The sequence below is a fragment of the Enterobacter cloacae complex sp. I2 genome (genome assembly GCF_014896205.1).
GTDB lineage: Bacteria > Pseudomonadota > Gammaproteobacteria > Enterobacterales > Enterobacteriaceae > Enterobacter > Enterobacter quasihormaechei.
The window spans coordinates 44,240-66,454 of sequence record NZ_JADBRA010000022.1 but is presented as its reverse complement, the minus strand read 5'-3'; the positions used below and the strand labels follow the sequence as shown (position 1 = coordinate 66,454).

Annotated in this window: 21 protein-coding genes and 1 pseudogene; 10 read left to right on the top strand and 12 right to left on the bottom strand. The window is 52.5% G+C overall.

The window, feature by feature from the left end; genetic code table 11:
- Window positions 1-25: 25 nt before the first annotated feature.
- A complete protein-coding gene (ompW, locus tag IM300_RS18430) occupies window positions 26-658 on the bottom strand; it encodes an outer membrane protein OmpW (protein WP_063866546.1) in 633 nt (210 codons plus the stop codon).
- Window positions 659-933: 275 nt separating this feature from the next.
- On the opposite strand from ompW, the pseudogene IM300_RS18425 reads away from it, so the two are divergent.
- From IM300_RS18425 to yciA, 5 genes and pseudogenes are all read left to right on the top strand, one after another.
- Window positions 934-1,014: pseudogene (locus IM300_RS18425) on the top strand (YkgJ family cysteine cluster protein); the annotation flags it as partial.
- Window positions 1,015-1,039: 25 nt separating this feature from the next.
- Window positions 1,040-1,783 (top strand): YciC family protein, encoded by a 744-nt coding sequence (locus IM300_RS18420; RefSeq protein ID WP_193037725.1) that lies wholly within the window; start codon window positions 1,040-1,042, stop codon window positions 1,781-1,783.
- Between the two features lie 13 nt (window positions 1,784-1,796).
- A complete protein-coding gene (locus tag IM300_RS18415) occupies window positions 1,797-2,336 on the top strand; it encodes a septation protein A (protein ID WP_063452258.1) in 540 nt (179 codons plus the stop codon).
- Window positions 2,337-2,515: 179 nt separating this feature from the next.
- Window positions 2,516-4,702, top strand: a complete 2,187-nt coding sequence (locus IM300_RS18410; RefSeq protein ID WP_193037723.1) for a TonB-dependent siderophore receptor — start codon at window positions 2,516-2,518, stop codon at window positions 4,700-4,702.
- 98 nt (window positions 4,703-4,800) lie between these two features.
- Window positions 4,801-5,196 (top strand): acyl-CoA thioester hydrolase YciA, encoded by a 396-nt coding sequence (yciA, locus tag IM300_RS18405; RefSeq protein ID WP_193037721.1) that lies wholly within the window; start codon window positions 4,801-4,803, stop codon window positions 5,194-5,196.
- Between the two features lie 46 nt (window positions 5,197-5,242).
- Here yciA and tonB read toward each other — a convergent pair whose 3' ends face one another.
- The gene (gene tonB / locus IM300_RS18400; RefSeq protein ID WP_074177750.1) at window positions 5,243-5,971 is read right to left on the bottom strand and encodes a TonB system transport protein TonB; all 729 of its coding nucleotides are present in this window, start codon (window positions 5,969-5,971) and stop codon (window positions 5,243-5,245) included.
- Window positions 5,972-6,192: 221 nt separating this feature from the next.
- Between tonB and IM300_RS18395 the strand changes: the two genes are divergently transcribed.
- On the top strand, window positions 6,193-6,489 hold the full coding sequence (locus tag IM300_RS18395; RefSeq protein WP_063452254.1) for a YciI family protein: 297 nt from the start codon (window positions 6,193-6,195) through the stop codon (window positions 6,487-6,489).
- Between the two features lie 32 nt (window positions 6,490-6,521).
- Here the strand turns inward: IM300_RS18395 and leuE are convergent, their stop codons facing one another.
- The gene (gene leuE / locus IM300_RS18390; protein WP_063866543.1) at window positions 6,522-7,157 is read right to left on the bottom strand and encodes a leucine efflux protein LeuE; all 636 of its coding nucleotides are present in this window, start codon (window positions 7,155-7,157) and stop codon (window positions 6,522-6,524) included.
- Window positions 7,158-7,291: 134 nt separating this feature from the next.
- On the bottom strand, window positions 7,292-7,465 hold the full coding sequence (locus IM300_RS18385; protein WP_017384232.1) for a YciY family protein: 174 nt from the start codon (window positions 7,463-7,465) through the stop codon (window positions 7,292-7,294).
- A gap of 143 nt (window positions 7,466-7,608) precedes the next feature.
- On the opposite strand from IM300_RS18385, the gene cls reads away from it, so the two are divergent.
- Together cls and IM300_RS18375 are read left to right on the top strand one after the other, a co-directional pair.
- A complete protein-coding gene (gene cls / locus IM300_RS18380) occupies window positions 7,609-9,069 on the top strand; it encodes a cardiolipin synthase (protein WP_063452252.1) in 1,461 nt (486 codons plus the stop codon).
- A gap of 33 nt (window positions 9,070-9,102) precedes the next feature.
- Window positions 9,103-9,432 carry an HI1450 family dsDNA-mimic protein gene (locus IM300_RS18375; RefSeq protein WP_006810881.1) on the top strand — a complete coding sequence of 110 codons (330 nt, stop codon included), beginning with the start codon at window positions 9,103-9,105 and terminating at the stop codon, window positions 9,430-9,432.
- Between the two features lie 31 nt (window positions 9,433-9,463).
- Here IM300_RS18375 and IM300_RS18370 read toward each other — a convergent pair whose 3' ends face one another.
- The 7 genes from IM300_RS18370 to IM300_RS18340 all read right to left on the bottom strand — a co-directional run bounded on the left by IM300_RS18370 (window position 9,464) and on the right by IM300_RS18340 (window position 17,346).
- Window positions 9,464-10,330, bottom strand: coding sequence for an ion transporter (locus tag IM300_RS18370; protein WP_193037719.1), 867 nt, complete (start codon window positions 10,328-10,330; stop codon window positions 9,464-9,466).
- Between the two features lie 14 nt (window positions 10,331-10,344).
- Entirely contained in the window at window positions 10,345-11,349 is a 1,005-nt protein-coding gene (oppF, locus tag IM300_RS18365; RefSeq protein ID WP_003856743.1) for a murein tripeptide/oligopeptide ABC transporter ATP-binding protein OppF, read from the bottom strand.
- Window positions 11,346-12,359, bottom strand: a complete 1,014-nt coding sequence (locus IM300_RS18360; RefSeq protein ID WP_193037717.1) for an ABC transporter ATP-binding protein — start codon at window positions 12,357-12,359, stop codon at window positions 11,346-11,348. Before IM300_RS18360 ends, oppF begins: the two co-directional genes overlap by 4 nt.
- Before the next feature lie 11 nt (window positions 12,360-12,370).
- Entirely contained in the window at window positions 12,371-13,279 is a 909-nt protein-coding gene (oppC, locus tag IM300_RS18355; protein WP_003856740.1) for an oligopeptide ABC transporter permease OppC, read from the bottom strand.
- Between the two features lie 12 nt (window positions 13,280-13,291).
- Window positions 13,292-14,212 (bottom strand): oligopeptide ABC transporter permease OppB, encoded by a 921-nt coding sequence (oppB, locus tag IM300_RS18350; RefSeq protein WP_063452249.1) that lies wholly within the window; start codon window positions 14,210-14,212, stop codon window positions 13,292-13,294.
- Window positions 14,213-14,294: 82 nt separating this feature from the next.
- Complete coding sequence (gene oppA / locus IM300_RS18345; RefSeq protein ID WP_193037715.1) at window positions 14,295-15,926, bottom strand: oligopeptide ABC transporter substrate-binding protein OppA; 1,632 nt, start codon at window positions 15,924-15,926, stop codon at window positions 14,295-14,297.
- A gap of 772 nt (window positions 15,927-16,698) precedes the next feature.
- A complete protein-coding gene (locus IM300_RS18340) occupies window positions 16,699-17,346 on the bottom strand; it encodes a YchE family NAAT transporter (RefSeq protein WP_063452247.1) in 648 nt (215 codons plus the stop codon).
- Window positions 17,347-17,826: 480 nt separating this feature from the next.
- Here IM300_RS18340 and adhE point away from each other — a divergent pair, with 480 nt between their 5' ends.
- A complete protein-coding gene (adhE, locus tag IM300_RS18335) occupies window positions 17,827-20,508 on the top strand; it encodes a bifunctional acetaldehyde-CoA/alcohol dehydrogenase (protein WP_063452246.1) in 2,682 nt (893 codons plus the stop codon).
- Between the two features lie 69 nt (window positions 20,509-20,577).
- Here adhE and tdk read toward each other — a convergent pair whose 3' ends face one another.
- On the bottom strand, window positions 20,578-21,192 hold the full coding sequence (gene tdk / locus IM300_RS18330; protein WP_063452325.1) for a thymidine kinase: 615 nt from the start codon (window positions 21,190-21,192) through the stop codon (window positions 20,578-20,580).
- Between the two features lie 550 nt (window positions 21,193-21,742).
- Here tdk and hns point away from each other — a divergent pair.
- The gene (gene hns, locus IM300_RS18325) at window positions 21,743-22,156 is read left to right on the top strand and encodes a histone-like nucleoid-structuring protein H-NS (RefSeq protein WP_003856724.1); all 414 of its coding nucleotides are present in this window, start codon (window positions 21,743-21,745) and stop codon (window positions 22,154-22,156) included.
- The last annotated feature ends 59 nt before the right edge of the window (window positions 22,157-22,215 follow it).

Here is a 22,215-nt window from a genome sequence, read left to right as displayed (position 1 = left end):
CGCTGTGCGGCCAGTTTTTACCGAATCAGAAACGGTAACCCGCAGAGAACATAAACACCCACGGATCCAGACGGGTACTGATACTCTGCTGCTCTCCGCCCGCCTTGAAGCGAACGTCGGTATCAATATCCATGTACCAGACCGAGGCGTTGATCAGCCAGTCGCGGTTGATCAGATAGTCCAGCCCCACCTGCCCCGCCACACCCCAGGAGTCCTTCAGGCTAAGGTCGGAGAGACCGGCCGCTTTCCCGGTATCGTTAAATTTCTCGTCAAAGAAGGTGGTGTAGTTAACGCCCGCGCCAATATAGGGGCGCACCTTGCTGCTGGAATCCCCAAAGTACCATTGCGCCATCAGCGTTGGCGGCAAATGGTGCACCGTGGCAATGTCTCCGGTCGGTCCCAAACCGACGCGGTGACGAAACGGCGTGGCGGCAAGAAGCTCAACGCCCACGTTATCCGTTGCCATATAGGTAAAGGTCAAGCCTAGCTGAGTGTTATTGCTGACGTTGAAACCGCCCATCCCCAGTACGCTGTCTGAGCCTTCCGTTGGGCGCACCGTTGCCGAACCGGCACGAATAAAGAATTCACCTGCTTCATGCGCGTACGCGCCGCCAGAGAGACTGCTTAAGATAAGGGCTGCCACCGCTAATTTTTTCATATCCGCTCCATCGTTGTGGTTTTAATTGCGGAGGAGAATATACTCACAAAAGAGTAATAAGTGATCTAACACAGATCACATTAAAACCAGTAAGTTAACATTCATTGATCTAGGTTAATTTTTGGTGACGCCACATAAAGCAATAAGTTGTTACCACGTCAATTTATGGCATTTCTCGGTTACAAAAATTTCTGTTTTTCCTCACTTGCGCTTACAGTCGCGGCTGGACAATTTCTGGCTCTCACAGTCTGATTGGGTGGGTCCGTCTTTTGCAGCTTTACAAAGATATGCTTTTCCATACAAGCCTTGATGCTGCCACCAGCGCCATATCCGGTGTACAATTGCCGGCTAATTAACACCTGCAATACTCAAGGAGAGTGCATGTCTATCACGGCGAAGTCTGTCTACCGTGACACGGGAAATTTTTTCCGCAATCAGTTCATTACCTTTTTACTGATCGCGTTGTTGTGCGCCTTTATTACGGTGGTGCTGGGTCATGCGTTCTCACCCAGTGATGAACAGATTGCCACGCTGAGCCAGGGGGATCATCTTGCAGGCAGCGCGGGGTTGTTTGACCTTGTGCAGAATATGACGCCAGAACAACAGCAAATCTTGCTGCGCGCCTCTGCGGCATCGACCTTCTCGGGCCTGATTGGCAATGCCATTCTGGCCGGAGGCGTGCTGCTGATGATCCAGCTGGTGTCTGCCGGGCAACGCGTCAGCGCGTTACGTGCAATCGGCGCCAGCGCGCCGGTGCTGCCCAAGCTGTTTATCCTCATCTTCCTGACCACACTGCTGGTCCAGATGGGGATAATGCTGGTTGTCGTTCCTGGCGTGTTGCTGGCTATCGTTCTTTCATTCGCGCCAGTCATGGTGGTGCAGGACAAAATGGGCGTTTTCACCGCCATGCGTAGCAGCATCAGGCTCGCGTGGGCAAATATGCGACTGGTCGCGCCGGCCGTTATCAGCTGGTTACTGGCCAAAACGCTGCTACTGCTGTTTGCGCCGAATTTCGCGGTGTTAACGCCAAACGTCGGTGCGGTTGTCGCCAATACGCTGAGCAACCTGATTTCAGCCGTGCTGCTGGTCTATTTGTTCCGCCTGTACATGTTAATTCGTCAGTAACCGGGATCGCAGAATGAAGCAGTTTCTTGATTTTTTACCGCTGATCGTATTTTTCGCTTTTTATAAGCTGTACGACATTTATGCCGGCACGCTGGCGCTGATTGTAGCCACGGCTGTGGTGCTGATTTATAGCTGGGTTCGCTACCGCAAGGTTGAGAAGATGGCGCTCATCACCTTCCTGATGGTGGCGGTGTTTGGCGGCCTGACGCTGTTCTTCCACAATGATGAATTCATCAAGTGGAAGGTCACGGTGATTTATGGCCTGTTTGCGGGCGCGCTGCTCATCAGCCAGTGGGTGATGAAAAAGCCGCTGATCCAGCGCATGCTGGGCAAAGAGTTGACGCTGCCTCAGGCAGTCTGGGGGCGTCTGAACCTGGCCTGGGCGCTGTTCTTTATCCTGTGCGGTCTTGCCAATATCTACATCGCTTTCTGGCTGCCGCAGAATATCTGGGTCAACTTCAAGGTATTTGGCCTGACGGCCCTGACGCTCGTGTTTACGCTGCTAAGCGGCGTGTACATCTACCGGCACATGCCGCAGGACGATAAGCAGTAACCCTACGGGCCAGATCGCAATGCGATCTGGCCTTTTTTCACTTTTCTTTCACATTCCGCCCCCCTTCTTCAAAAATGACTGAATCATGAAGATTTTATGGAGATTGCTCCCTTCTCATTGTAATGAGAATCACTATCATTAATATTCGTCATCGCATTTTAACAAATGGAAATGAGTTGATGAAAAGCATAATAAGATTTGCCCCCGCTTCACTTACGTTGGCCATCCTTGCGGCACTGGGCCAGGGCGCGCATGCAGCAGAAGAGACTCTCGACGACGGTGAAACCATGGTGGTTCAGGCGACGGCTGAAGAGGCGCTGAAGCAGCAGCCTGGCGTCTCGGTTATTACGGCGAAGGACATCGAAAAGGACCCGCCGGTAAACGATCTTTCTGAAATCATTCGTAAAATGCCCGGGGTAAACCTCACCGGCAACAGCGCGACGGGCAGCCGCGGCAACAACCGCCAGATCGATATTCGCGGTATGGGGCCGGAAAATACCCTGATCCTGATTGACGGCGTGCCGGTGACGTCCCGTAACTCGGTGCGCTACAGCTGGCGCGGCGAGCGCGACACCCGCGGGGACACCAACTGGGTTCCGCCAGAAATGGTCGAGCGCATTGAAGTGCTCCGCGGGCCTGCCGCCGCTCGCTATGGCTCCGGGGCTGCCGGTGGCGTCGTCAACATCATTACCAAACGCCCGACCAACGACTGGCACGGCTCGCTCTCGCTCTACACCAACCAGCCTGAAAATGATAAAGAGGGAGCGACAAAACGCGCTAACTTCGATCTGAGCGGTCCTCTCGCAGGCGATGCGTTAACGATGCGCCTTTACGGGAACATCAACAAAACCGACGCGGACGCCGAGGATATTAACACCGCGCAAAACGGCTCTTACGCCGCCGGACGCGAAGGCGTACGAAACAAAGACATCAACGCCCTTCTCTCCTGGAAACTCACGCCGCAGCAAATTATCGACTTCGACTACAGCTACAGCCGCCAGGGCAATATCTACGCGGGCGATACGCAGTACAGCAACGGCAACGTCAGCCCTGGTGGCCTGGTATCGTCCCTGTACGGTCACGAAACTAACCGTATGTACCGCCAGTCATACGGCATTACGCACAACGGCATCTGGGACTGGGGCCAGTCGAAGTTTGGCGTCTATTACGAGAAAACTAACAACACCCGCTTGCAGGAAGGGTCGACGGGCAGAGTTGAGGGTATGATCAACAGCGACAAGTACGACACCAGCCGGCTTGAGTCGTACCGTTCCACAGGCGAGCTGAACATTCCGCTGTTCTGGCTGGTGGACCAGACGCTGACCATCGGCGCAGAGTGGAACCGCGATGAGCTCAACGACCCGGCGTCAATGCAGGCGACGGACGTGTCGGGAGAAGTGATTAACGGCGTTTCCGGCACCGCTTCCGAGCGCAAAAGCAAAAACAGCGCCGATCTCACCGGGATCTATCTTGAGGACAATATTGAAGCGCGTCAGGGGACCAACCTGATCCCGGGGATCCGCTTCGATTATCACAATAAATTTGGCAGCAACTGGAGCCCAAGCCTTAACGTTTCACAGGATTTAGGCGACATGTTCAAGGTGAAGGCGGGTATCGCTCGGGTATTTAAAGCGCCGAACCTGTATCAGTCCAGCGAAGGCTATCTGCTTTCCACCCGCGGGAACGGTTGTCCGAACAACATTTCCGAGGGAAGCTGCTACCTGTTAGGCAACCCGGATCTGGATCCGGAAATCAGCGTGAACAAAGAGATCGGCCTGGCCTTTGCCCTGGAAGGCTACGAGGCTGGAATTACCTGGTTCCGCAACGATTACAAAAACAAGATCGTTTCAGGAACGGACGTGCTGGGGCAGACAAGCAGCGACGTAAATATCCTGCAATGGGAGAACGGCGGCAAGGCCGTTGTTGAAGGGCTGGAAGGCAACCTCACCGTGCCGGTTATTCGCGACACGCTGACCTGGCGTACCAATGCGACGTATATGATCCAGTCTGAAAGTAAAGACACCGGCAACCCGCTGTCTATCATCCCCAAATATACCGTCAACACCATGCTGGACTGGGAGGTTAACAGCAAGCTTTCAGCCAACGTAAGCTGGACGATGTATGGCCGCCAGAAGCCCAGAGAGAACGCTGAAATCCGCAAAGAGGAGGATGCGATGTCCAACAGAGAGATCGGCGCGTATTCCATCGTGGGTATCGGCAGTAATTATCAGCTGACCAAAAACCTGCGCCTGAATGCCGGCATCAGCAACCTCTTTGACAAACAGATTTACCGTGAAAATGACGGTGCATCGACCTATAACGAACCGGGCCGCGCGTATTACGCCGGCGTAACCATGTCCTTCTGACCCTCAGGCGCCCGCGCTGCGGGCGCTCACCCTATTCTCTCCAGCCAGAAATCATAGTAGCATCCCGCCTGAAGTCTTCAGTTACGAGTTTAAAAACAATGACAACAATTGACGCCCCTCAGGGCGAACTGGTTTTACGCACACTGGCAATGCCCGCTGACACCAATGCCAATGGCGATATTTTTGGCGGCTGGCTAATGTCGCAAATGGATATGGGCGGCGCAATTCTGGCTAAAGAGATCGCCCACGGGCGCGTAGTCACCGTCCGGGTCGATGGCATGACCTTCCTGCGTCCGGTTGCGGTAGGAGATGTGGTTTGCTGTTACGCGCGCTGCGTAAAACGCGGCAATACGTCTATCTCCATCAACATTGAGGTATGGGTAAAAAAAGTCTCTTCTGAACCGATTGGTCAGCGCTATAAGGCGACGGAGGCATTATTCATCTATGTGGCGGTGGATAGCGACGGTAAACCGCGCCAGCTTCCCCGGAATTAGCTTCAGGTATAAAAAAAGCCTCCTCGCGGAGGCTTTTTATTGGCCGTTATTCCATTTGCGCCCCGCCATTCAGGCGGAAGACAATGTTCACAACCAGCCCGCTGCCGGGTTTACCGGCCTCGTAGCGCCACCTGCGCATGGCCGATTTCACTTCACGTTCAAACATATTCGCCGGCTGGGCGGAGAGGATTTGCACGTTATCAACGCGACCGTCGGCGGTGACGTCAAATTTCACCCTTACGCGCCCCTCAATGCGTAACGCCTGCGCGCGCGCCGGATACTGCGGCTGATTACGGCTCAGCGCGCGCGGGCCCGCTGGCGCGGTTACCGTCGGTTTCGTCGCGGTCGCGGTGTTATTCATCAGCGGACGCGACGGCGCGGCATTTTCAACCGGTTGCGTGGCGCGTGGCTCTACCGGACGCACTTCACGTTTAGGACGCTCTTCCACCTTTTTAACCGGCTTGGGTTTTGGCTTCGGTTTTGGTTTAGGTTTTGGCTCTGGCTTATGGATCACCACCGGCGCTTCTTTCGGCGGCTCAGGAACTGGCTCGGGTTCCGGCTCCGGTTCAACAACGGGCTGTGGCGGCGGCGGCGCAACCTGCGGCGGCTCAAGATCCGCAGGCGATACCATGGTCACAGAAATTGGCTGCGCTGGCGCCGGCATTTCAATAACCTGATGAACCGAGGTATAGAGCAGACCCGCCACGACAGCACCGTGAATAACGACGGAAAGCAGCGTCGGCCATGGAAAGCGGCGAGGTAAATCAAGGGTCATCGAAGTCATAATCATCAACGTTAAAAAACCGAACTTCGATTTTAAATGCAAATAGCAATCATATTCAATAAGACACTTTGTCCTGGCGCAATTTAAGCGCGTAAGCGGGCAAAAAAGGGGCATCCAGATCAGGGTTTTAACAATGTGATTATCTTTACATTGCAGTCATTTGTGCTTTCACATAACGTTATTGTCACTTTCACCGGTTAAGGAGCTTTGCCGTGCTTTACGTGATTTACGCTGAAGATGTACATGATTCTCTGGAAAAACGTCTTTCCGTTCGCCCTGCCCATCTGGCGCGCTTACAGTTGCTACAGGATGAAGGCCGTTTGCTGACCGCGGGCCCGATGCCTGCCGTTGACAGCAACGATCCGGGAGCGGCAGGTTTTACCGGCTCCACGGTGATTGCCGAGTTTGAATCTCTGGAAGCCGCGCAGGCGTGGGCAGAAGCAGACCCGTACGTCGCAGCCGGCGTGTACGAGAAAGTCACGGTTCGTCCGTATAAAAAAGTGTTCTAAAAGAAAGGCTCCCTCGGGAGCCTTTTCTTCATTCAGTGCAGCGACGCCAGCCTCGCCGCAAAGCCGACAAACAGCAGACCGATCAGCCCATTCCCCAGCTTCGCCAGTTTCTTTTTGGTTTTCAGGTAACGCGTCACAAACGCGCCTGAGAAAATCAGGAAGCTCATGTACATGAAGCTAATCAGCTCAAGCGTTGTGGCGAGGATCAGGAACGACGTGCCGGTATTCTTCGCGTTTACATCGATGAACTGGACGAAGAACGACACGTAAAAAAGAATCGCTTTCGGGTTCGTCAGGCTCAATACCAGCGAACGCTTGAGGATCGCGCTTGCCGGTTCGGCGCTGTTATCATGTGTATTATTCTGACGGTTAATAACGGACCAGAGCATTTTCCCGCCGAGCCACAGCAGGTAAAACGCCCCGAGGTAGCGGACGATATTGAATAACACCGGCGTGGTCTGGATCAGCGCGGCGACGCCCGCCCAGGCCAGAAACATCAGCACCGCGTCACCAATAAATACACCGGTGGCGGCCAGATACCCTTTTTTCACGCCGTGGCCAATCCCTGTTTTCAGCACAAACAAGGTGTTCGGTCCTGGAACCAGCACGATAAAAAATGCGCCGACAACATAGGTCCAGAAATTCAGTACACCAAACTCCGCAAACACGTCTCACTCCTTTTGCTCAAAACAAAGGGAATATCGCCGCAACGTCGATATTCCCGAAATCTGAAACTGTATACCGTTAAAGCCGCAGACCGCGTCAGTTAAACAACGGGCACCTTTCGGTGCCCTCAGGGTTATCAGATGTCCTGGACCGCGAACAACAGCGCATTACGGTGTCTGTTCAGCCCACATTTTCTGATGGCGTGGATACGCATATTGCGGCGGGATTGTGCTTCCAGCCAACGAGCCTTACGACGACTCACCTGTCGCAACATGCGCCAGCGCCCGACTTCAGTTCTACTGCGCTTCATGTCTACAACTCTTTCTCTAACAGAGATGCCATTATAAGCCTAAGCGGGCGGCAAACCAGCGCTTTTATCTGCCGTTTTTATTTGCCAGATGAATCCTGATGCGTAAACTCATAACAATACGCTTTCAAAAGGATTTTTTATTTATGACAACCTTCTACACCGTGGTGAGTTGGCTGGTCATTTTAGGGTACTGGCTGTTAATTGCCGGGGTGACGTTGCGCATTCTGATGAAGCGCAGAGCGGTCCCTTCCGCCATGGCCTGGCTTCTGATTATCTACATTCTCCCGCTGGTGGGCATAATCGCCTATCTCTCTTTTGGTGAACTTCATCTGGGTAAACGCCGGGCCGAACGCGCCCGCGCCATGTGGCCCTCCACGGCAAAATGGCTTGCCGATCTCAAAGCCTGCAAGCATATCTTCGCCGAAGAGAACAGCAGCGTGGCGTCGTCCCTGTTCAAGCTGTGCGAACGCCGCCAGGGGATCGCCGGTGTAAAAGGCAACCAGCTCCAGTTGATGACCTCTTCCGATGATGTGATGCAGGCGCTGATCCGGGACATTCAACTTGCCCGACATAATATCGAGATTGTGTTTTACATCTGGCAGCCGGGCGGCATGGCGGACCAGGTAGCCGAATCGCTGATGGCGGCTGCACGTCGCGGTATCCACTGCCGCCTGATGCTGGACTCCGCCGGCAGCGTGGCCTTTTTCCGCAGTCCGTGGGCCGGCATGATGCGCAATGCCGGTATCGAGGTGGTCGAGGCGCTGAAGGTGAATCTTTTCCGCGTATTTCTGCGGCGCATGGATCTCCGCCAGCACCGAAAAATGGTTCTGATCGATAACTATATCGCCTACACCGGCAGCATGAATATGGTTGACCCCCGCTTCTTCAAACAGGATTCCGGCGTGGGGCAATGGATTGATTTGATGGCTCGCATGGAAGGCCCGGTGGCAACGTCTATGGGCATCGTCTACTCCTGCGACTGGGAAATTGAAACCGGCAAACGCATTCTTCCCCCGCCACCGGATGGCAATATCATGCCGTTTGAGGAAGCCAGCGGGCACACTATCCATACCATCGCCTCCGGTCCTGGCTTCCCGGAAGATCTGATCCATCAGGCACTGCTTACCGCCGCGTACTCAGCGCGTGAATATCTGATCATGACCACGCCCTATTTCGTTCCCAGCGACGACCTTCTGCATGCCATCTGTACGGCGGCACAGCGCGGAGTGGATGTGAGCATTATTATGCCGCGCAAGAACGATTCGCTGCTGGTCGGGTGGGCAAGCCGTGCGTTCTTCAGCGAGCTGCTGGCCGCGGGCGTGAAAATCTATCAGTTCGAGGGCGGGCTGCTGCACACCAAGAGCGTGCTGGTGGACGGAGAGCTCAGCCTGGTGGGCACCGTCAACCTGGATATGCGGAGCCTGTGGCTGAATTTTGAAATTACGCTGGTCATCGATGACGCCGGGTTTGGCGGCGATCTGGCGGCGGTTCAGGACGATTATATTTCTCGTTCACGCCTGCTGGACGCCAGGCTGTGGGCGAAACGTCCGCTGTGGCAGCGAATTGCCGAACGACTGTTTTACTTCTTTAGTCCGTTGCTGTAAAACGTGCCCAACGATGTTTAACAGGTAGTCATCATGGAAATGGATCTGAACAATCGCCTGACCGAAGACGAAACGCTCGAGCAGGCCTACGATATTTTTCTCGAACTGGCGGTCGATAATCTCGACCCGGCTGACGTGATTCTTTTCAACCTGCAATTTGAAGAGCGTGGCGGCGCCGAGCTGTTCGATCCGTCTGAAGACTGGGCCGAACACGTCGATTTTGACCTCAACCCGGATTTCTTTGCCGAAGTGGTGATTGGGCTGGCGGACGAAGACGGCGGCGAAATTAACGACATCTTTGCGCGCGTGCTGCTGTGCCGCGAAAAAGACCACAAGCTGTGCCATATTCTCTGGCGCGAATAATAAAAAAGGCTGCCATCGCAGCCTTTTTTAATTAATCCGGTAAGGCATTTCCACAGCGGTGACAAAACCGCGCGCCGGGTTCATGATTCCCCTGCTGACACCGCGTGCATTTACGCTGCCGTTTGCTGCCCTGAAACGCGCTGCTCATGTGGGTGGTAATTAGCCCCGTCGGGATCGCTATCACCGAATAGCCGATCAGGATCAGAACGGATGCCACGATTCTTCCGAGCGGCGTATGCGGCGTGATATCCCCGTAGCCCACGGTCGTTACCGTGACGATGGCCCAGTAAACGGAAGCATTAAGCGTGGTAAACCCGTACTTCGGCCCTTCGATTAAATACATCAGGGAGCCAAACACGATCATCACGATGGCAATAAACGAATAGAAGAGAATAAGCTGGTGGCGGGCGCTGACAATCGCGACCCAAAACACCCGCAGCGACGGCATAAAGCGCAGCAGCTTCAGTATGCGCAACACGCGAATTGCCCGCATTGCGCGCCAGGCAAACACATAGTTCAGGCTTATTTCCGGCCACAGCCACATGACGTACAGCGGCAGAATGGTGGCTAAATCAATAAACCCCCAAAGGCTAAAAACGTATTTTGCCGGATTTGGCCAGCTAATGACCCTGAGCACATATTCTGCGGTAAACACCAGCGTGACGATTAATTCCAGCCAGACAAATACGTGCCACTCCTCATACGTCATGTGGTACTGCGTGCCGGCGCCGGATTCGATAAAGATAATAATGACGCTAATCAGCGCAAATAAACCGCACAGTCCTTCGAAGCGGCGACCGGAAACCGTTTGAGGATCAAATAAGAAATGATACAGCCGCTGACGGGCCGACGTGAATAATCGCGACACATTAACCTCGAAAATAAGGGCTGACATCATGTCAGCCCTTGCGATTATAACGGGTCTACTTTCAGGCAGGAAACCGCATGTCGGAAACTGCCTTCCAGAACCGGACGCGTTTTTGCACATTCCGGCCCGGCGATGGGGCACCGCGTACGGAATACGCAACCTGAAGGCGGGTTAATTGGCGAAGGCAGTTCGCCTTCCAGAAGCTGAATGGTTTTATTCTTTTCCAGATCGGGATCCGGAACGGGAACCGCAGACATCAGCGCTTTGGTGTAAGGGTGCAGCGGATTGTGGTACACCTCATCATAGGTGCCCAGCTCCACGGCGTGCCCCAGATACATTACCAGCACACGGTCTGAAATGTGTTTTACCACCGCCAGATCGTGGGCGATGAAGATCAGCGATAGCCCCATTTCCCGTTGCAGTTTCTGGAGCAGGTTAACAACCTGAGCCTGAATAGAAACGTCCAGCGCCGAAACCGGCTCATCGCAGATAATCAGTTTCGGCTCAAGGATCAACGCTCGTGCGATGCCAATACGCTGACACTGACCGCCGGAAAACTCGTGCGGATAGCGGTTGATGAGGTTAGGCAACAGACCCACCTTGAGCATCATCGCTTTCACGCGGTCGCGCACTTCCTGACGCGGCATCTTCGGATGATAGGTACGCAGCGGCTCGGCAATGATTTCACCGATGGTCATGCGCGGGTTCAGGGACGCCAGCGGATCCTGGAAAATCATCTGGATATCGCTGCGCACGTCGCGCCACTCATCCGGCTTCATCCCCAGCAGATCTTTGCCCAGCCAGGCCACTTTGCCGTCGGTGGCTTTCACCAGGCCGATGATCGCACGCGCAAACGTCGATTTGCCGCAGCCGGATTCGCCCACCACGCCCAGGGTTTCCCCTTCGTACAGGCGCAGCGTAACGCCATCCACCGCTTTCAGGGTTTTGGCAGGCTGCCAGAACCACTGTTTGCCGTCTTTGATATCGAAATGGACCTTCAGGTCAGCGATTTCGAGCAGCACATTTCTTTTTTCGTCGATTGCGTTCATACCAGCTCCTCCTGCGGCTTAAAGCAGGCGCGCAGACGGCCTGGGGCAAACGCTTCCAGCGGCGGTGCGCTGTTACAAATTTCCATCGCGTGCGGACAACGCGGCTGGAACGGACAACCTTTCGGCAGACGCAGCAGGTTTGGCGGGTTGCCCGGGATGGTCAGCAGGGACTCCCCTTCCGCATCAAGGCGCGGTACGGCATTCAGCAGGCCAATAGAGTACGGATGGGCGGGCTGGTAGAAGACATCGCGTGCATTACCGTATTCCATCGTGCGGCCTGCATACATGACTAATACTTTGTCGCAGATCCCGGCAACGACGCCCAAATCGTGGGTGATCATGATTATCGCGGTGTTGAACTCACGCTTAAGCTCGTTCAGGAGCGTCATGATCTGCGCCTGTACGGTCACGTCCAGGGCGGTGGTCGGTTCATCGGCGATCAGCAGTTTTGGCCGACAAAGCAACGCCATCGCGATCATGACGCGCTGACGCATGCCGCCGGAGAATTCGTGCGGGTACATGCGCATGCGCTTGCGTGCTTCAGGCATTTTCACCGCATCCAGCATTTTGACAGACTCTTCAAACGCTTCGGCTTTGCCCAGGCCCTTGTGGAGCATCAGCACTTCCATCAGCTGCTCGCCCACACGCATATAGGGGTTCAGGGAGGTCATCGGATCCTGGAAAATCATTGAAATTTGCTCGGCGCGCAGCTTGTTCAGCTCATGCTCCGGCAAATTCAGGATCTCTTTCCCGTTGAATTTCGCCGAACCGCCGATCGCACCGTTTGACGCCAGCAGGCCCATCAGCGCAAATGCGGTCTGGGATTTACCGGACCCGGATTCGCCCACAATGCCCAGCGTTTCACCGGCACGCAGGTCGAAGTTGAGATCGTTAACGGCAGTCACATCGCCGTCGGGGGTTTTAAACGTCACACGGAGGTCTTTTACGTCCAGCAGTGCACTGGACCGCTGTTGCGCCTGTGGCGCGGTTGCCGTTTCAATAATGGTCATGACGGCGCTCCTTAACGGTCTTTCGGGTCGAGGGCATCACGCAGGCCATCGCCGATAAAGTTGAAACAGAACAGAGTGACCACCAGGAAGCCCGCCGGATACAGCAGTAACCACGGTGATACTTCCATGGAGTTTGCGCCATCGCTTAACAACGCGCCCCAGCTGCTCAGCGGCTCTTGTGTACCTAATCCCAGGAAGCTCAGGAAGGATTCAAACAGGATCATACTTGGCACCAGCAGGGAGGCGTACACCACGACCACGCCCAGCACGTTAGGAACGATATGACGCACCACGATATTGGCGGTAGAAACCCCACCAACCTGTGCCGCTTCGATAAACTCTTTACGTTTAAGGCTCAGCGTCTGGCCGCGCACAATACGCGCCATGTCCAGCCAGGAGACCATCCCGATGGCCACGAAGATCAGCAGGATATTTTGACCAAAGAAGGTCACCAGCAGAATAACGAAGAACATGAACGGGAAGGAGTTCAGGATTTCAAGCAGACGCATCATTACGGAATCCACTTTCCCGCCAAGGTAACCGGAAAGCGAACCGTAAAGCGTGCCGACGATTACCGCCACCAGCGCCGCCGCGATGCCGACCATCAGGGAAATGCGGCCACCGATCGCCACGCGCACCAGCAGGTCACGGCCAGATGAATCGGTACCAAAATAGTGCCCGGATTCCATATCCGGCGCGCTGGACATCATGCCCCAGTCCGTATCGAAATAGGTGAACTGCGACAGCATTGGCGCCAGGGTGACGAACAGCGCGATAAGCACCAGCACGACCAGGCTGGCAACGGCGGCGCGGTTATGCATAAAACGACGGCGGGCGTCCTGCCAAAGGCTACGACCTTCAACCTCCAGCTTTTCACTGAAGTTTTCCAGCGCCTCGCTGTTTTTCTTACTCAACATCATGGCGTGCTCCAGTTAGTAACGGATTTTCGGGTCGATAACGGCATACAGCACATCGACAACGGCATTAAACAGAATGGTCAGCGCGCCAACGAGGATCGTAAGGCTCAGCACCAGCGAGTAGTCACGGTTAAGCGCCCCGTTAACAAACAGCTGTCCGATGCCCGGCAGGCCATAAATGGTTTCAATAACCATTGAACCGGTGATAATGCCGACGAAAGCAGGCCCCATGTAGGAGAGCACCGGTAACAGTGCAGGCTTGAGCGCATGACGGAAAATAATCCGGCGCATCGGCAGCCCTTTCGCACGGGCGGTACGGATGAAGTTCGAGTGCAGAACTTCAATCATTGAACCGCGGGTAATACGCGCGATGCTGGCAATGTACGCCAGAGATAATGCCACCATCGGCAGTATCATGAACTTCAGCGCCCCGCCGTTCCAGCCGCCACCGGGCAGCCATTTCAGGGTGATAGCGAATATCATGACCAGCAACGGCGCGACAACGAAGCTGGGGATAACCACCCCGGTCATTGCGACCCCCATGACGGTATAATCCCATCGGGTATTTTGTTTTAGCGCGGCGATAACGCCCGCAGTGACCCCGAGAACAACGGCCAGGATAAATGCAGCAGCCCCTAATTTAGCCGATACCGGGAAGCTGGACGCCACCAGGTCGTTAACGGAATAGTCTTTATATTTGAATGACGGTCCAAAATCACCGTGTGCAAGTTGCTTCAGATAATTGAAGTACTGCGTGGTAATGGGATCGTTTAAATGGTATTTCGCTTCGATGTTGGCCATGACTTCTGGCGGCAGCGTACGTTCACCGGTGAATGGACTGCCCGGCGCAAGGCGCATCATGAAGAAGGAAATTGTAATTAGAATAAATAACGTTGGAATCGCTTCAAGACAGCGACGCAGGATAAATTTCAACATTGCCCGTACCTTCTGGCGTGTGCCTGATGAATGTTACAAAGTAGACACAGTGGGGCAAGCTCGCTCGCCCCACGTATTGCCATTAATGCTTGATAATATAAAGATTCTTAACGGAAATATTATCCAACGGGTCTTTACCGGTATAACCCCCTACCCACGGTTTCACCAGGCGGGCGTTGACGTAGTAGTAAACCGGCACGATCGCAGAGTCTTTATCGAGCTGTTGTTCTGATTTCGCGTACAGATCGGCGCGCTGGGCGTCATCTGCCACTTTCAGGGTCTCGCCAATCAGCTTATCAAACGCCGGGCTCTTATAGTGTGCCGTGTTGTTTGAGCTGTCGCTAAGCATGGTGTTCAGGAAGGAGGTCGGTTCGTTATAGTCCGCACACCAGCCGGCGCGCGCCACGTCAAACGTTCCCTGGTGGCGCGTATCGAGGAAGGTTTTCCATTCCTGGTTTTCCAGCTTCACGTTCACGCCCAGGTTTTTCTTCCAGATTGACGCCACGGCGATAGCCAGTTTTTTATGCAGATCCGAGGTGTTGTACAGCAGGTTAAACGTCAGCGGCTTATCAGCGGTGTATCCGGCTTCAGCCAGCAGTTTTTTCGCTTCTTCGTTACGTTTTTCTTGGGACCATTTGAACCACTCAGGCTCAACCAGTTTCATACCGTCGGTATAAGGCGGGGTGTAGCTGTAAGCTGGCAGGTCGCCCTGATTCTTCACTTTATTAACGATAATATCGCGATCCAGAGCCAGCTTCAGCGCGGTACGCACGCGCACGTCGGTGAACGGTGCTTTCTGGTTGTTAATTTCGTAGTAGTAGGTGCACAGATAAGGATCGACGTGCACTTCTTTCGGGATCTCTTTTTTCAACTTCTGGAACAGTTCAATCGGCATGTTGTTATAGGTCATGTCGATTTCACCGCTGCGGTAGCGGTTGACGTCCGTCACTTCTGAAGAAATTGGCAGGTAGGTGACCTGATTGATTACGGTCTTCGCGTTATCCCAATACTGCGGGTTGCGCTCCAGTACCATACGTTCGTTAACGACCCAGCTTTTCAGCTTGTACGCACCGTTGGTCACGATATTCGCAGGCTGCGTCCATTTTTCACCAAATTTTTCTACAGCGGATTTTGGTACCGGGGAAACAGACGGGTGAACCAGCAGCTTATAGAAGTACGGAACAGGCTCGCTCAACGTCACTTCGAAGGTGTTGGCATCAATGGCTTTTACGCCCAGATCGGTAACAGGCTTTTTGCCCGTGATGATGTCATCAATATTGGCAATATGACCATACTGAAGGTAACTCGCATACGGGGAGGCGGTATTCGGATCCGCCAGACGCTGCCAGCTGTAAACGAAATCTTCGGCGGTAACCGGCGTACCGTCGGACCATTTGGCATCTTTACGCAGATGGAAGGTCCAGACTTTAAAATCTTTATTGTCCCATTTTTCCGCCACGCCCGGTGCCGGGTGGCCGTCTACGTCCGTCACCAACAGACCTTCAAACAGATCGCGGTTAACGTTAGACTCTGGAACACCTTCAATTTTGTGCGGATCGAGAGACTGCACTTCCGCACCGTTATTACGCACCAGCGTTTGCTTCTCAGCCAGCTGAACACCGGCAGGAACGTCCGCAGCCATTGCAGCGTTGCCCGCGATTAGCGCAGTTAAAATCCCCGCCGCTACCAGACTTTTTTTTGTGATGATGGACATTGTGTTGATACTCCACTCATTATAATGACTGGCCTTCGCCAGTTGTGTAATCCCCTGTCGGGGCCTGTACAGCGCAGGAGTTTTTTTTGCTACTGTCAGGTTCTTTTTTTACTTCTTGCTATCACCGACTTCATTATTACTGACCGCTCGTACGGCGATCTTGCGTCGATTCTTTACACCTCTCCCCTGTCAGAGAGATGCATTGGATATCTTTCGTGAGGTCTATATGAAAATAGTTCTCATCAACTTGATTAATGCTGCAAAATATAAGGCCGGAAAGTACCAAATGGTGCCAACTCTCGCCAATACATTTTGCAAATTTGTTAAGCATTTCTCTTTTACGGTGGATGGCTCATCTAAGCCATAAATCTTCAACCCCACCAATACAAAGTAAAAACCTTTGAAATCAAAGCATTACAAGATTGCATCGCTGAGAGCGTAATGCCATGACCAATCCGAACGATTTTTCACGAAAATTTAACAATTGATTATTATTTAGCACATTCGTCTGGGTCAGCCTCGAAATTACTAATATCATTTCGGTTATCTGTCAGCAAGCCCCAGAGTATCATGTGAGTAAAATAACAGAGGGTTCGAAGGATTTATGCGCAGAGGGGGAAGCTGAAAATAAACAACCTCTTGAAAAACAACAAGAGAGCGTTATTAGTAGAACTTATTATGGCTGGACCGTAATTCAACTTTATTTATATGATTTGCTGATAATCACGTAAAAAAAAAACGGAGCCGTCGGCTCCGCTCTTTCAAATGAAAGTCAATGTAATAATCCAGGGAATATGCTTTTTATACCGGTAACGATAAATTCGATGCCCAATGCCATTAACAGCAGGCCCATGATACGGGTGATCACGTTGATGCCCGTTTGTCCCAGCAAGCGTACCAGCCATGGCGCCATGCGAAAAACGCCCCAACAGCACAGCGCGAAAAGCGCAATGGCGACAGAAAAGCCGATCAGATGCATCAGGCTGTGATAGCGCGTTCCCCAGACGATGGTTGAGCTGATTGCCCCCGGGCCTGCCATCAGCGGCAATGCCAGCGGCACAACGCCGATGCTTTCGCGGATTGCGGTCTCTGATTTCTCCTGCTTGTTCTGTTTATCCTCCCCCAGCTTACCGCTGATCATCGACATGGCAATCGTCACCACCAGGATCCCACCCGCTATTCGGAACGAATCAATCGAGATGCCGAAGACCTGAAGGATGGCGTCCCCCAGATAAAGAGAGGTCAGCAAGATGATAGCCACCGACAGGTTTGCCGTCAGGTTGGTTTTGTTTCTTGCGGCGGCCGTTTGATAGCTGGTCATACTAATGAAGACAGGGATGATCCCTACCGGGTTGACCAGCGCAAACAAACCGATAAAAAACTTAAAATATGTAGGGAAATCAAAGAGCGTTTGAATCACATTAAGCTCCGCAATTGAGCATGGCCAGGGAGAAATAGCGTGTCATGATAAATCCGCGCTGAAGATACGCTTTTTAGCCGCACACTTCACCAGAAATCTGTTCTAAAACGTTATCAATTCATGATGTTAAACGTTTGTATAATCAATGATAGCGCCACTTCCAATAGTTACTTAATTATTTAACACTGGAAAAATTAGCACGAAATAACCCTGCTGAAAGGTATCAGCTTAGGACAAAATTGATCCTGATCATAATTTTCGTACTCAGAAGTGAGTAATCTTGGTTACGCCGCCAGGGAGATCACCTATCAAAAAGGTATGATGCTAAGGTAAGGCTCTTTTAGTAAATTAGTGAGCATAAGCAGTGCGTAATCCTTTGTTTTACTGTGTGTTACGCAAGTGGGATCGGCACTGACTATACTGTCAGACGTATCGAGCGCTGGTTTACTAAAAGAGTTTAAACATTATCAGGAGAGCATTATGGCTGTTACCAATATCGCTGAACTGAACGCCCTCGTCGAGCGCGTTAAAAAAGCCCAGCGTGAATATGCCAATTTCACCCAAGAACAGGTTGATAAAATCTTCCGCGCGGCCGCTCTGGCTGCTGCTGATGCTCGAATCCCTCTCGCTAAAATGGCCGTTGCCGAATCCGGCATGGGTATCGTTGAAGATAAAGTGATTAAAAACCACTTTGCTTCAGAGTATATCTACAACGCCTATAAAGATGAGAAAACCTGCGGCGTGCTGTCAGAAGACGATACTTTCGGCACCATCACCATAGCAGAACCGATCGGCATCATTTGCGGTATCGTTCCAACCACTAACCCAACCTCTACCGCCATCTTCAAATCTCTTATCAGCCTGAAGACACGTAACGCAATCATTTTCTCCCCGCATCCACGTGCGAAAGACGCCACTAACAAAGCAGCCGATATCGTGCTCCAGGCGGCTATTGCGGCGGGCGCACCAAAAGATCTGATCGGCTGGATCGACCAACCTTCTGTCGAGCTGTCCAACGCCCTGATGCATCACCCGGACATTAACCTGATCCTGGCGACCGGTGGTCCTGGCATGGTTAAAGCCGCTTACAGCTCCGGTAAACCGGCTATTGGCGTAGGCGCAGGTAACACCCCGGTTGTTATTGACGAAACCGCTGACATCAAACGCGCCGTCGCGTCTGTGCTGATGTCTAAAACCTTCGATAACGGCGTTATCTGTGCATCTGAACAGTCCGTTGTCGTTGTTGATTCTGTATACGACGCCGTTCGTGAACGTTTCGCCAGCCACGGCGGCTACCTGTTGCAGGGTAAAGAGCTGAAAGCCGTTCAGGACGTGATTCTGAAAAATGGCGCGCTGAACGCCGCTATCGTGGGTCAGCCAGCCTATAAAATTGCCGAACTCGCCGGCTTTAGCGTTCCTGCTTCCACCAAGATCCTGATTGGTGAAGTTAACGTCGTTGATGAAAGCGAGCCGTTTGCTCACGAAAAACTGTCTCCGACGCTGGCCATGTACCGTGCGAAAGATTTCGATGACGCGGTAGAAAAAGCAGAGAAACTGGTTGCCATGGGCGGTATCGGTCACACCTCTTGCCTGTACACCGACCAGGATAACCAGCCTGAGCGTGTTGCACACTTCGGTCAGAAGATGAAAACGGCACGTATCCTGATTAACACCCCTGCTTCTCAGGGTGGTATCGGTGACCTGTACAACTTCAAACTCGCACCTTCCCTGACTCTGGGTTGTGGTTCCTGGGGTGGTAACTCCATCTCTGAAAACGTTGGTCCAAAACACCTGATCAACAAGAAAACCGTTGCTAAGCGAGCTGAAAACATGTTGTGGCACAAACTTCCGAAATCTATCTACTTCCGTCGTGGCTCTCTGCCAATCGCGCTGGATGAAGTGATTACTGATGGCCACAAGCGTGCGCTCATCGTGACTGACCGTTTCCTGTTCAACAATGGCTATGCAGACCAGATCACCTCTGTTCTGAAAGCGTCTGGCGTCGAAACTGAAGTCTTCTTTGAAGTTGAAGCTGACCCAACCCTGAGCGTTGTCCGTAAAGGTGCTGAACTGGCGAACTCCTTCAAACCCGATGTGATCATCGCACTGGGTGGCGGTTCCCCAATGGACGCCGCGAAAATCATGTGGGTCATGTACGAGCATCCGGAAACTCACTTCGAAGAACTGGCGCTGCGCTTTATGGATATCCGTAAACGTATCTACAAGTTCCCGAAAATGGGCGTGAAAGCGAAAATGATCGCCGTCACCACCACTTCCGGTACCGGTTCAGAAGTCACGCCATTTGCGGTTGTGACGGATGACGCAACGGGTCAGAAATACCCACTGGCCGACTACGCGCTGACGCCAGATATGGCTATCGTTGACGCCAACCTGGTGATGGATATGCCGAAATCACTTTGTGCGTTCGGTGGTCTGGATGCGGTGACTCACGCTCTGGAAGCTTACGTTTCCGTACTGGCTTCCGAGTTCTCTGACGGTCAGGCCTTGCAGGCGCTGAAACTGCTGAAAGAAAACCTGCCAGCCTCTTACAACGAAGGTTCAAAAAACCCTGTTGCGCGTGAACGTGTACACAGTGCTGCAACCATCGCGGGCATCGCGTTTGCTAACGCCTTCCTGGGCGTGTGTCACTCCATGGCGCACAAGCTGGGTTCACAGTTCCACATTCCTCACGGTCTGGCTAACGCCCTGTTGATCAGCAACGTTATCCGCTATAACGCCAACGACAACCCAACCAAGCAGACTGCATTCAGCCAGTACGACCGTCCACAGGCTCGTCGTCGCTACGCTGAAATCGCAGACCACCTGGGTCTGAGCGCACCGGGCGACCGTACTGCCGCGAAGATCGAGAAACTGCTGGCATGGCTGGAAAGCCTGAAGGCTGAACTGGGTATTCCTAAATCTATCCGCGAAGCGGGCGTTCAGGAAGCTGACTTCCTCGCTCACGTAGATAAGCTGTCTGAAGATGCATTCGATGACCAGTGTACCGGTGCTAACCCACGCTACCCACTGATTTCCGAACTGAAACAGATCCTGCTGGATACTTATTACGGTCGTAACTTCACTGAAAGCGATGTCGCTGCTGTGAAAGCTGACATCCCCGCAGTGGTAAAGGCTGACAAGAAAGCGAAGAAAAACGCTTAATTGACAGTGTGACAAAAAACCCGCCGATGGCGGGTTTTTTTATATCTGAAAAAGAGTAAAAAATTCCTGTTACTTTCGACTGTCGCCCTGTAACGCCGTCAGCGAGCCTACAACCAGCGCCTCTTTATAATGCTTGCGGCAGACTGAGACATAGCGTTCATTGCCCCCTATTACCACCTGCTCGCCATCAGCATAAGGTTTACCGGACTGATCAAGGCGAAGAACCATACTCGCCTTACGGCCACAAAAGCAGATCGTTTTTAGCTCCACCAGTTTATCCGACCAGGCAAGTAAATATTGGCTGCCGGCAAATAGCTCACCGCGAAAATCGGTGCGTAAACCATAGCAAAGAACGGGAATATCCAGCTCATCCACGACCTCAGAAAGCGCATGGACCTGCTCACGGGTCAGGAACTGGCTTTCGTCTACCAGGACGCAATGGACAGGCTTTGAGGCGTGCTCAGCACGAATGTCCTCCAGCAGGTCCGTTTCAGGGTTAAACAGCCTTGCAGGCGACGAAAGGCCTATTCTTGAGCTTACCTTCCCCGCCCCGAAGCGATCGTCGATTTCGGCGGTATAAACAACGGTACGCATCCCCCGCTCCTGATAATTGTATGAGGATTGCAGTAACGCCGTCGATTTCCCTGCATTCATTGCCGAATAGTAGAAATAAAGTTGTGCCATTGGCCAAAGAACCCTAATCAATGTGTAATATTCCCGATGAATCATTGTACCATATTTTGTACCGTCATCAGCCGTGGGCTGCGCGCGCAAGGCTCTTCCGCGTCAATAAACCCTTTGTGGATAGCGCAAAATAATGCGTTAAAACAGGTAGTAAAGGCATTAAGCACGGACAATAAGGCGAGCCCGGTACCAGAGATAACACTTCTTTTTATAGTGGCTTCTCCGTTCATTAAAATTCACTATTTATTAACTATTCTGGCCTTCGCTACGCTTAGCGGGGGTAATACAAAAGGCTGATATTTATCAACCGCAACTATAATTCCTGAGGTAAAAGTCACAAAACAAACATGCAAATGACAAGCTTTTGCCGTTTGAAACGATATCTCACAGACCGAGCAAACAATGAAATTTAAGTTAGCGTAATTAATAATAGCGTCGTTTATTTTGTATTTTTTGAATTCCTTACATTCCCACCTATTGCACAAGTGAAATTAACGCTCTATTATTAGGACAACAAACCCACCCCCATTATAAGTTTGAGATTACTACAATGAGCGAAGCACTTAAAATTCTGAACAACATCCGTACTCTTCGTGCGCAGGCAAGAGAATGTACCCTTGAGACGCTTGAAGAAATGCTCGAAAAATTAGAAGTTGTCGTTAACGAACGTCGTGAAGAAGAAAGCGCAGCTGCGGCTGAAATCGAAGAACGTACACGTAAACTGCAACAGTACCGCGAAATGCTGATTGCCGATGGTATCGATCCAAACGAATTGCTGAACAGCATGGCTGCGGCTAAAACCGGCACCAAAGCAAAACGTGCAGCACGTCCAGCTAAATATAGCTACATCGATGAGAACGGCGAAGAGAAAACCTGGACTGGCCAGGGTCGTACTCCTGCTGTAATCAAGAAAGCGATGGACGAACAAGGTAAACAACTGGATGACTTCCTGATCAAGGATTAATCTGGAAAGATTCTGATAAATCCCGCCTGGTGCGGGATTTTTTATGCCCGTAATATTCG

Excerpts from the sequence above, each read along its gene's own strand:
- IM300_RS18420 (WP_193037725.1), top strand. The coding sequence starts at position 1,040 with ATGTCTATCACGGCGAAGTCTGTCTACCGTGACACGGGAAATTTTTTC.
- hns (WP_003856724.1), top strand. The coding sequence starts at position 21,743 with ATGAGCGAAGCACTTAAAATTCTGAACAACATCCGTACTCTTCGTGCG.
- tdk (WP_063452325.1), bottom strand. The coding sequence starts at position 21,192 with ATGGCACAACTTTATTTCTACTATTCGGCAATGAATGCAGGGAAATCG.
- tonB (WP_074177750.1), bottom strand. The coding sequence starts at position 5,971 with ATGACCCTTGATTTACCTCGCCGCTTTCCATGGCCGACGCTGCTTTCC.
- IM300_RS18410 (WP_193037723.1), top strand. The coding sequence starts at position 2,516 with ATGAAAAGCATAATAAGATTTGCCCCCGCTTCACTTACGTTGGCCATC.
- oppA (WP_193037715.1), bottom strand. The coding sequence starts at position 15,926 with ATGTCCATCATCACAAAAAAAAGTCTGGTAGCGGCGGGGATTTTAACT.
- cls (WP_063452252.1), top strand. The coding sequence starts at position 7,609 with ATGACAACCTTCTACACCGTGGTGAGTTGGCTGGTCATTTTAGGGTAC.
- yciA (WP_193037721.1), top strand. The coding sequence starts at position 4,801 with ATGACAACAATTGACGCCCCTCAGGGCGAACTGGTTTTACGCACACTG.
- IM300_RS18370 (WP_193037719.1), bottom strand. The coding sequence starts at position 10,330 with ATGATGTCAGCCCTTATTTTCGAGGTTAATGTGTCGCGATTATTCACG.
- IM300_RS18385 (WP_017384232.1), bottom strand. The coding sequence starts at position 7,465 with ATGAAGCGCAGTAGAACTGAAGTCGGGCGCTGGCGCATGTTGCGACAG.
- oppF (WP_003856743.1), bottom strand. The coding sequence starts at position 11,349 with ATGAACGCAATCGACGAAAAAAGAAATGTGCTGCTCGAAATCGCTGAC.
- IM300_RS18415 (WP_063452258.1), top strand. The coding sequence starts at position 1,797 with ATGAAGCAGTTTCTTGATTTTTTACCGCTGATCGTATTTTTCGCTTTT.
- oppC (WP_003856740.1), bottom strand. The coding sequence starts at position 13,279 with ATGATGTTGAGTAAGAAAAACAGCGAGGCGCTGGAAAACTTCAGTGAA.
- adhE (WP_063452246.1), top strand. The coding sequence starts at position 17,827 with ATGGCTGTTACCAATATCGCTGAACTGAACGCCCTCGTCGAGCGCGTT.
- IM300_RS18360 (WP_193037717.1), bottom strand. The coding sequence starts at position 12,359 with ATGACCATTATTGAAACGGCAACCGCGCCACAGGCGCAACAGCGGTCC.
- IM300_RS18375 (WP_006810881.1), top strand. The coding sequence starts at position 9,103 with ATGGAAATGGATCTGAACAATCGCCTGACCGAAGACGAAACGCTCGAG.
- oppB (WP_063452249.1), bottom strand. The coding sequence starts at position 14,212 with ATGTTGAAATTTATCCTGCGTCGCTGTCTTGAAGCGATTCCAACGTTA.
- ompW (WP_063866546.1), bottom strand. The coding sequence starts at position 658 with ATGAAAAAATTAGCGGTGGCAGCCCTTATCTTAAGCAGTCTCTCTGGC.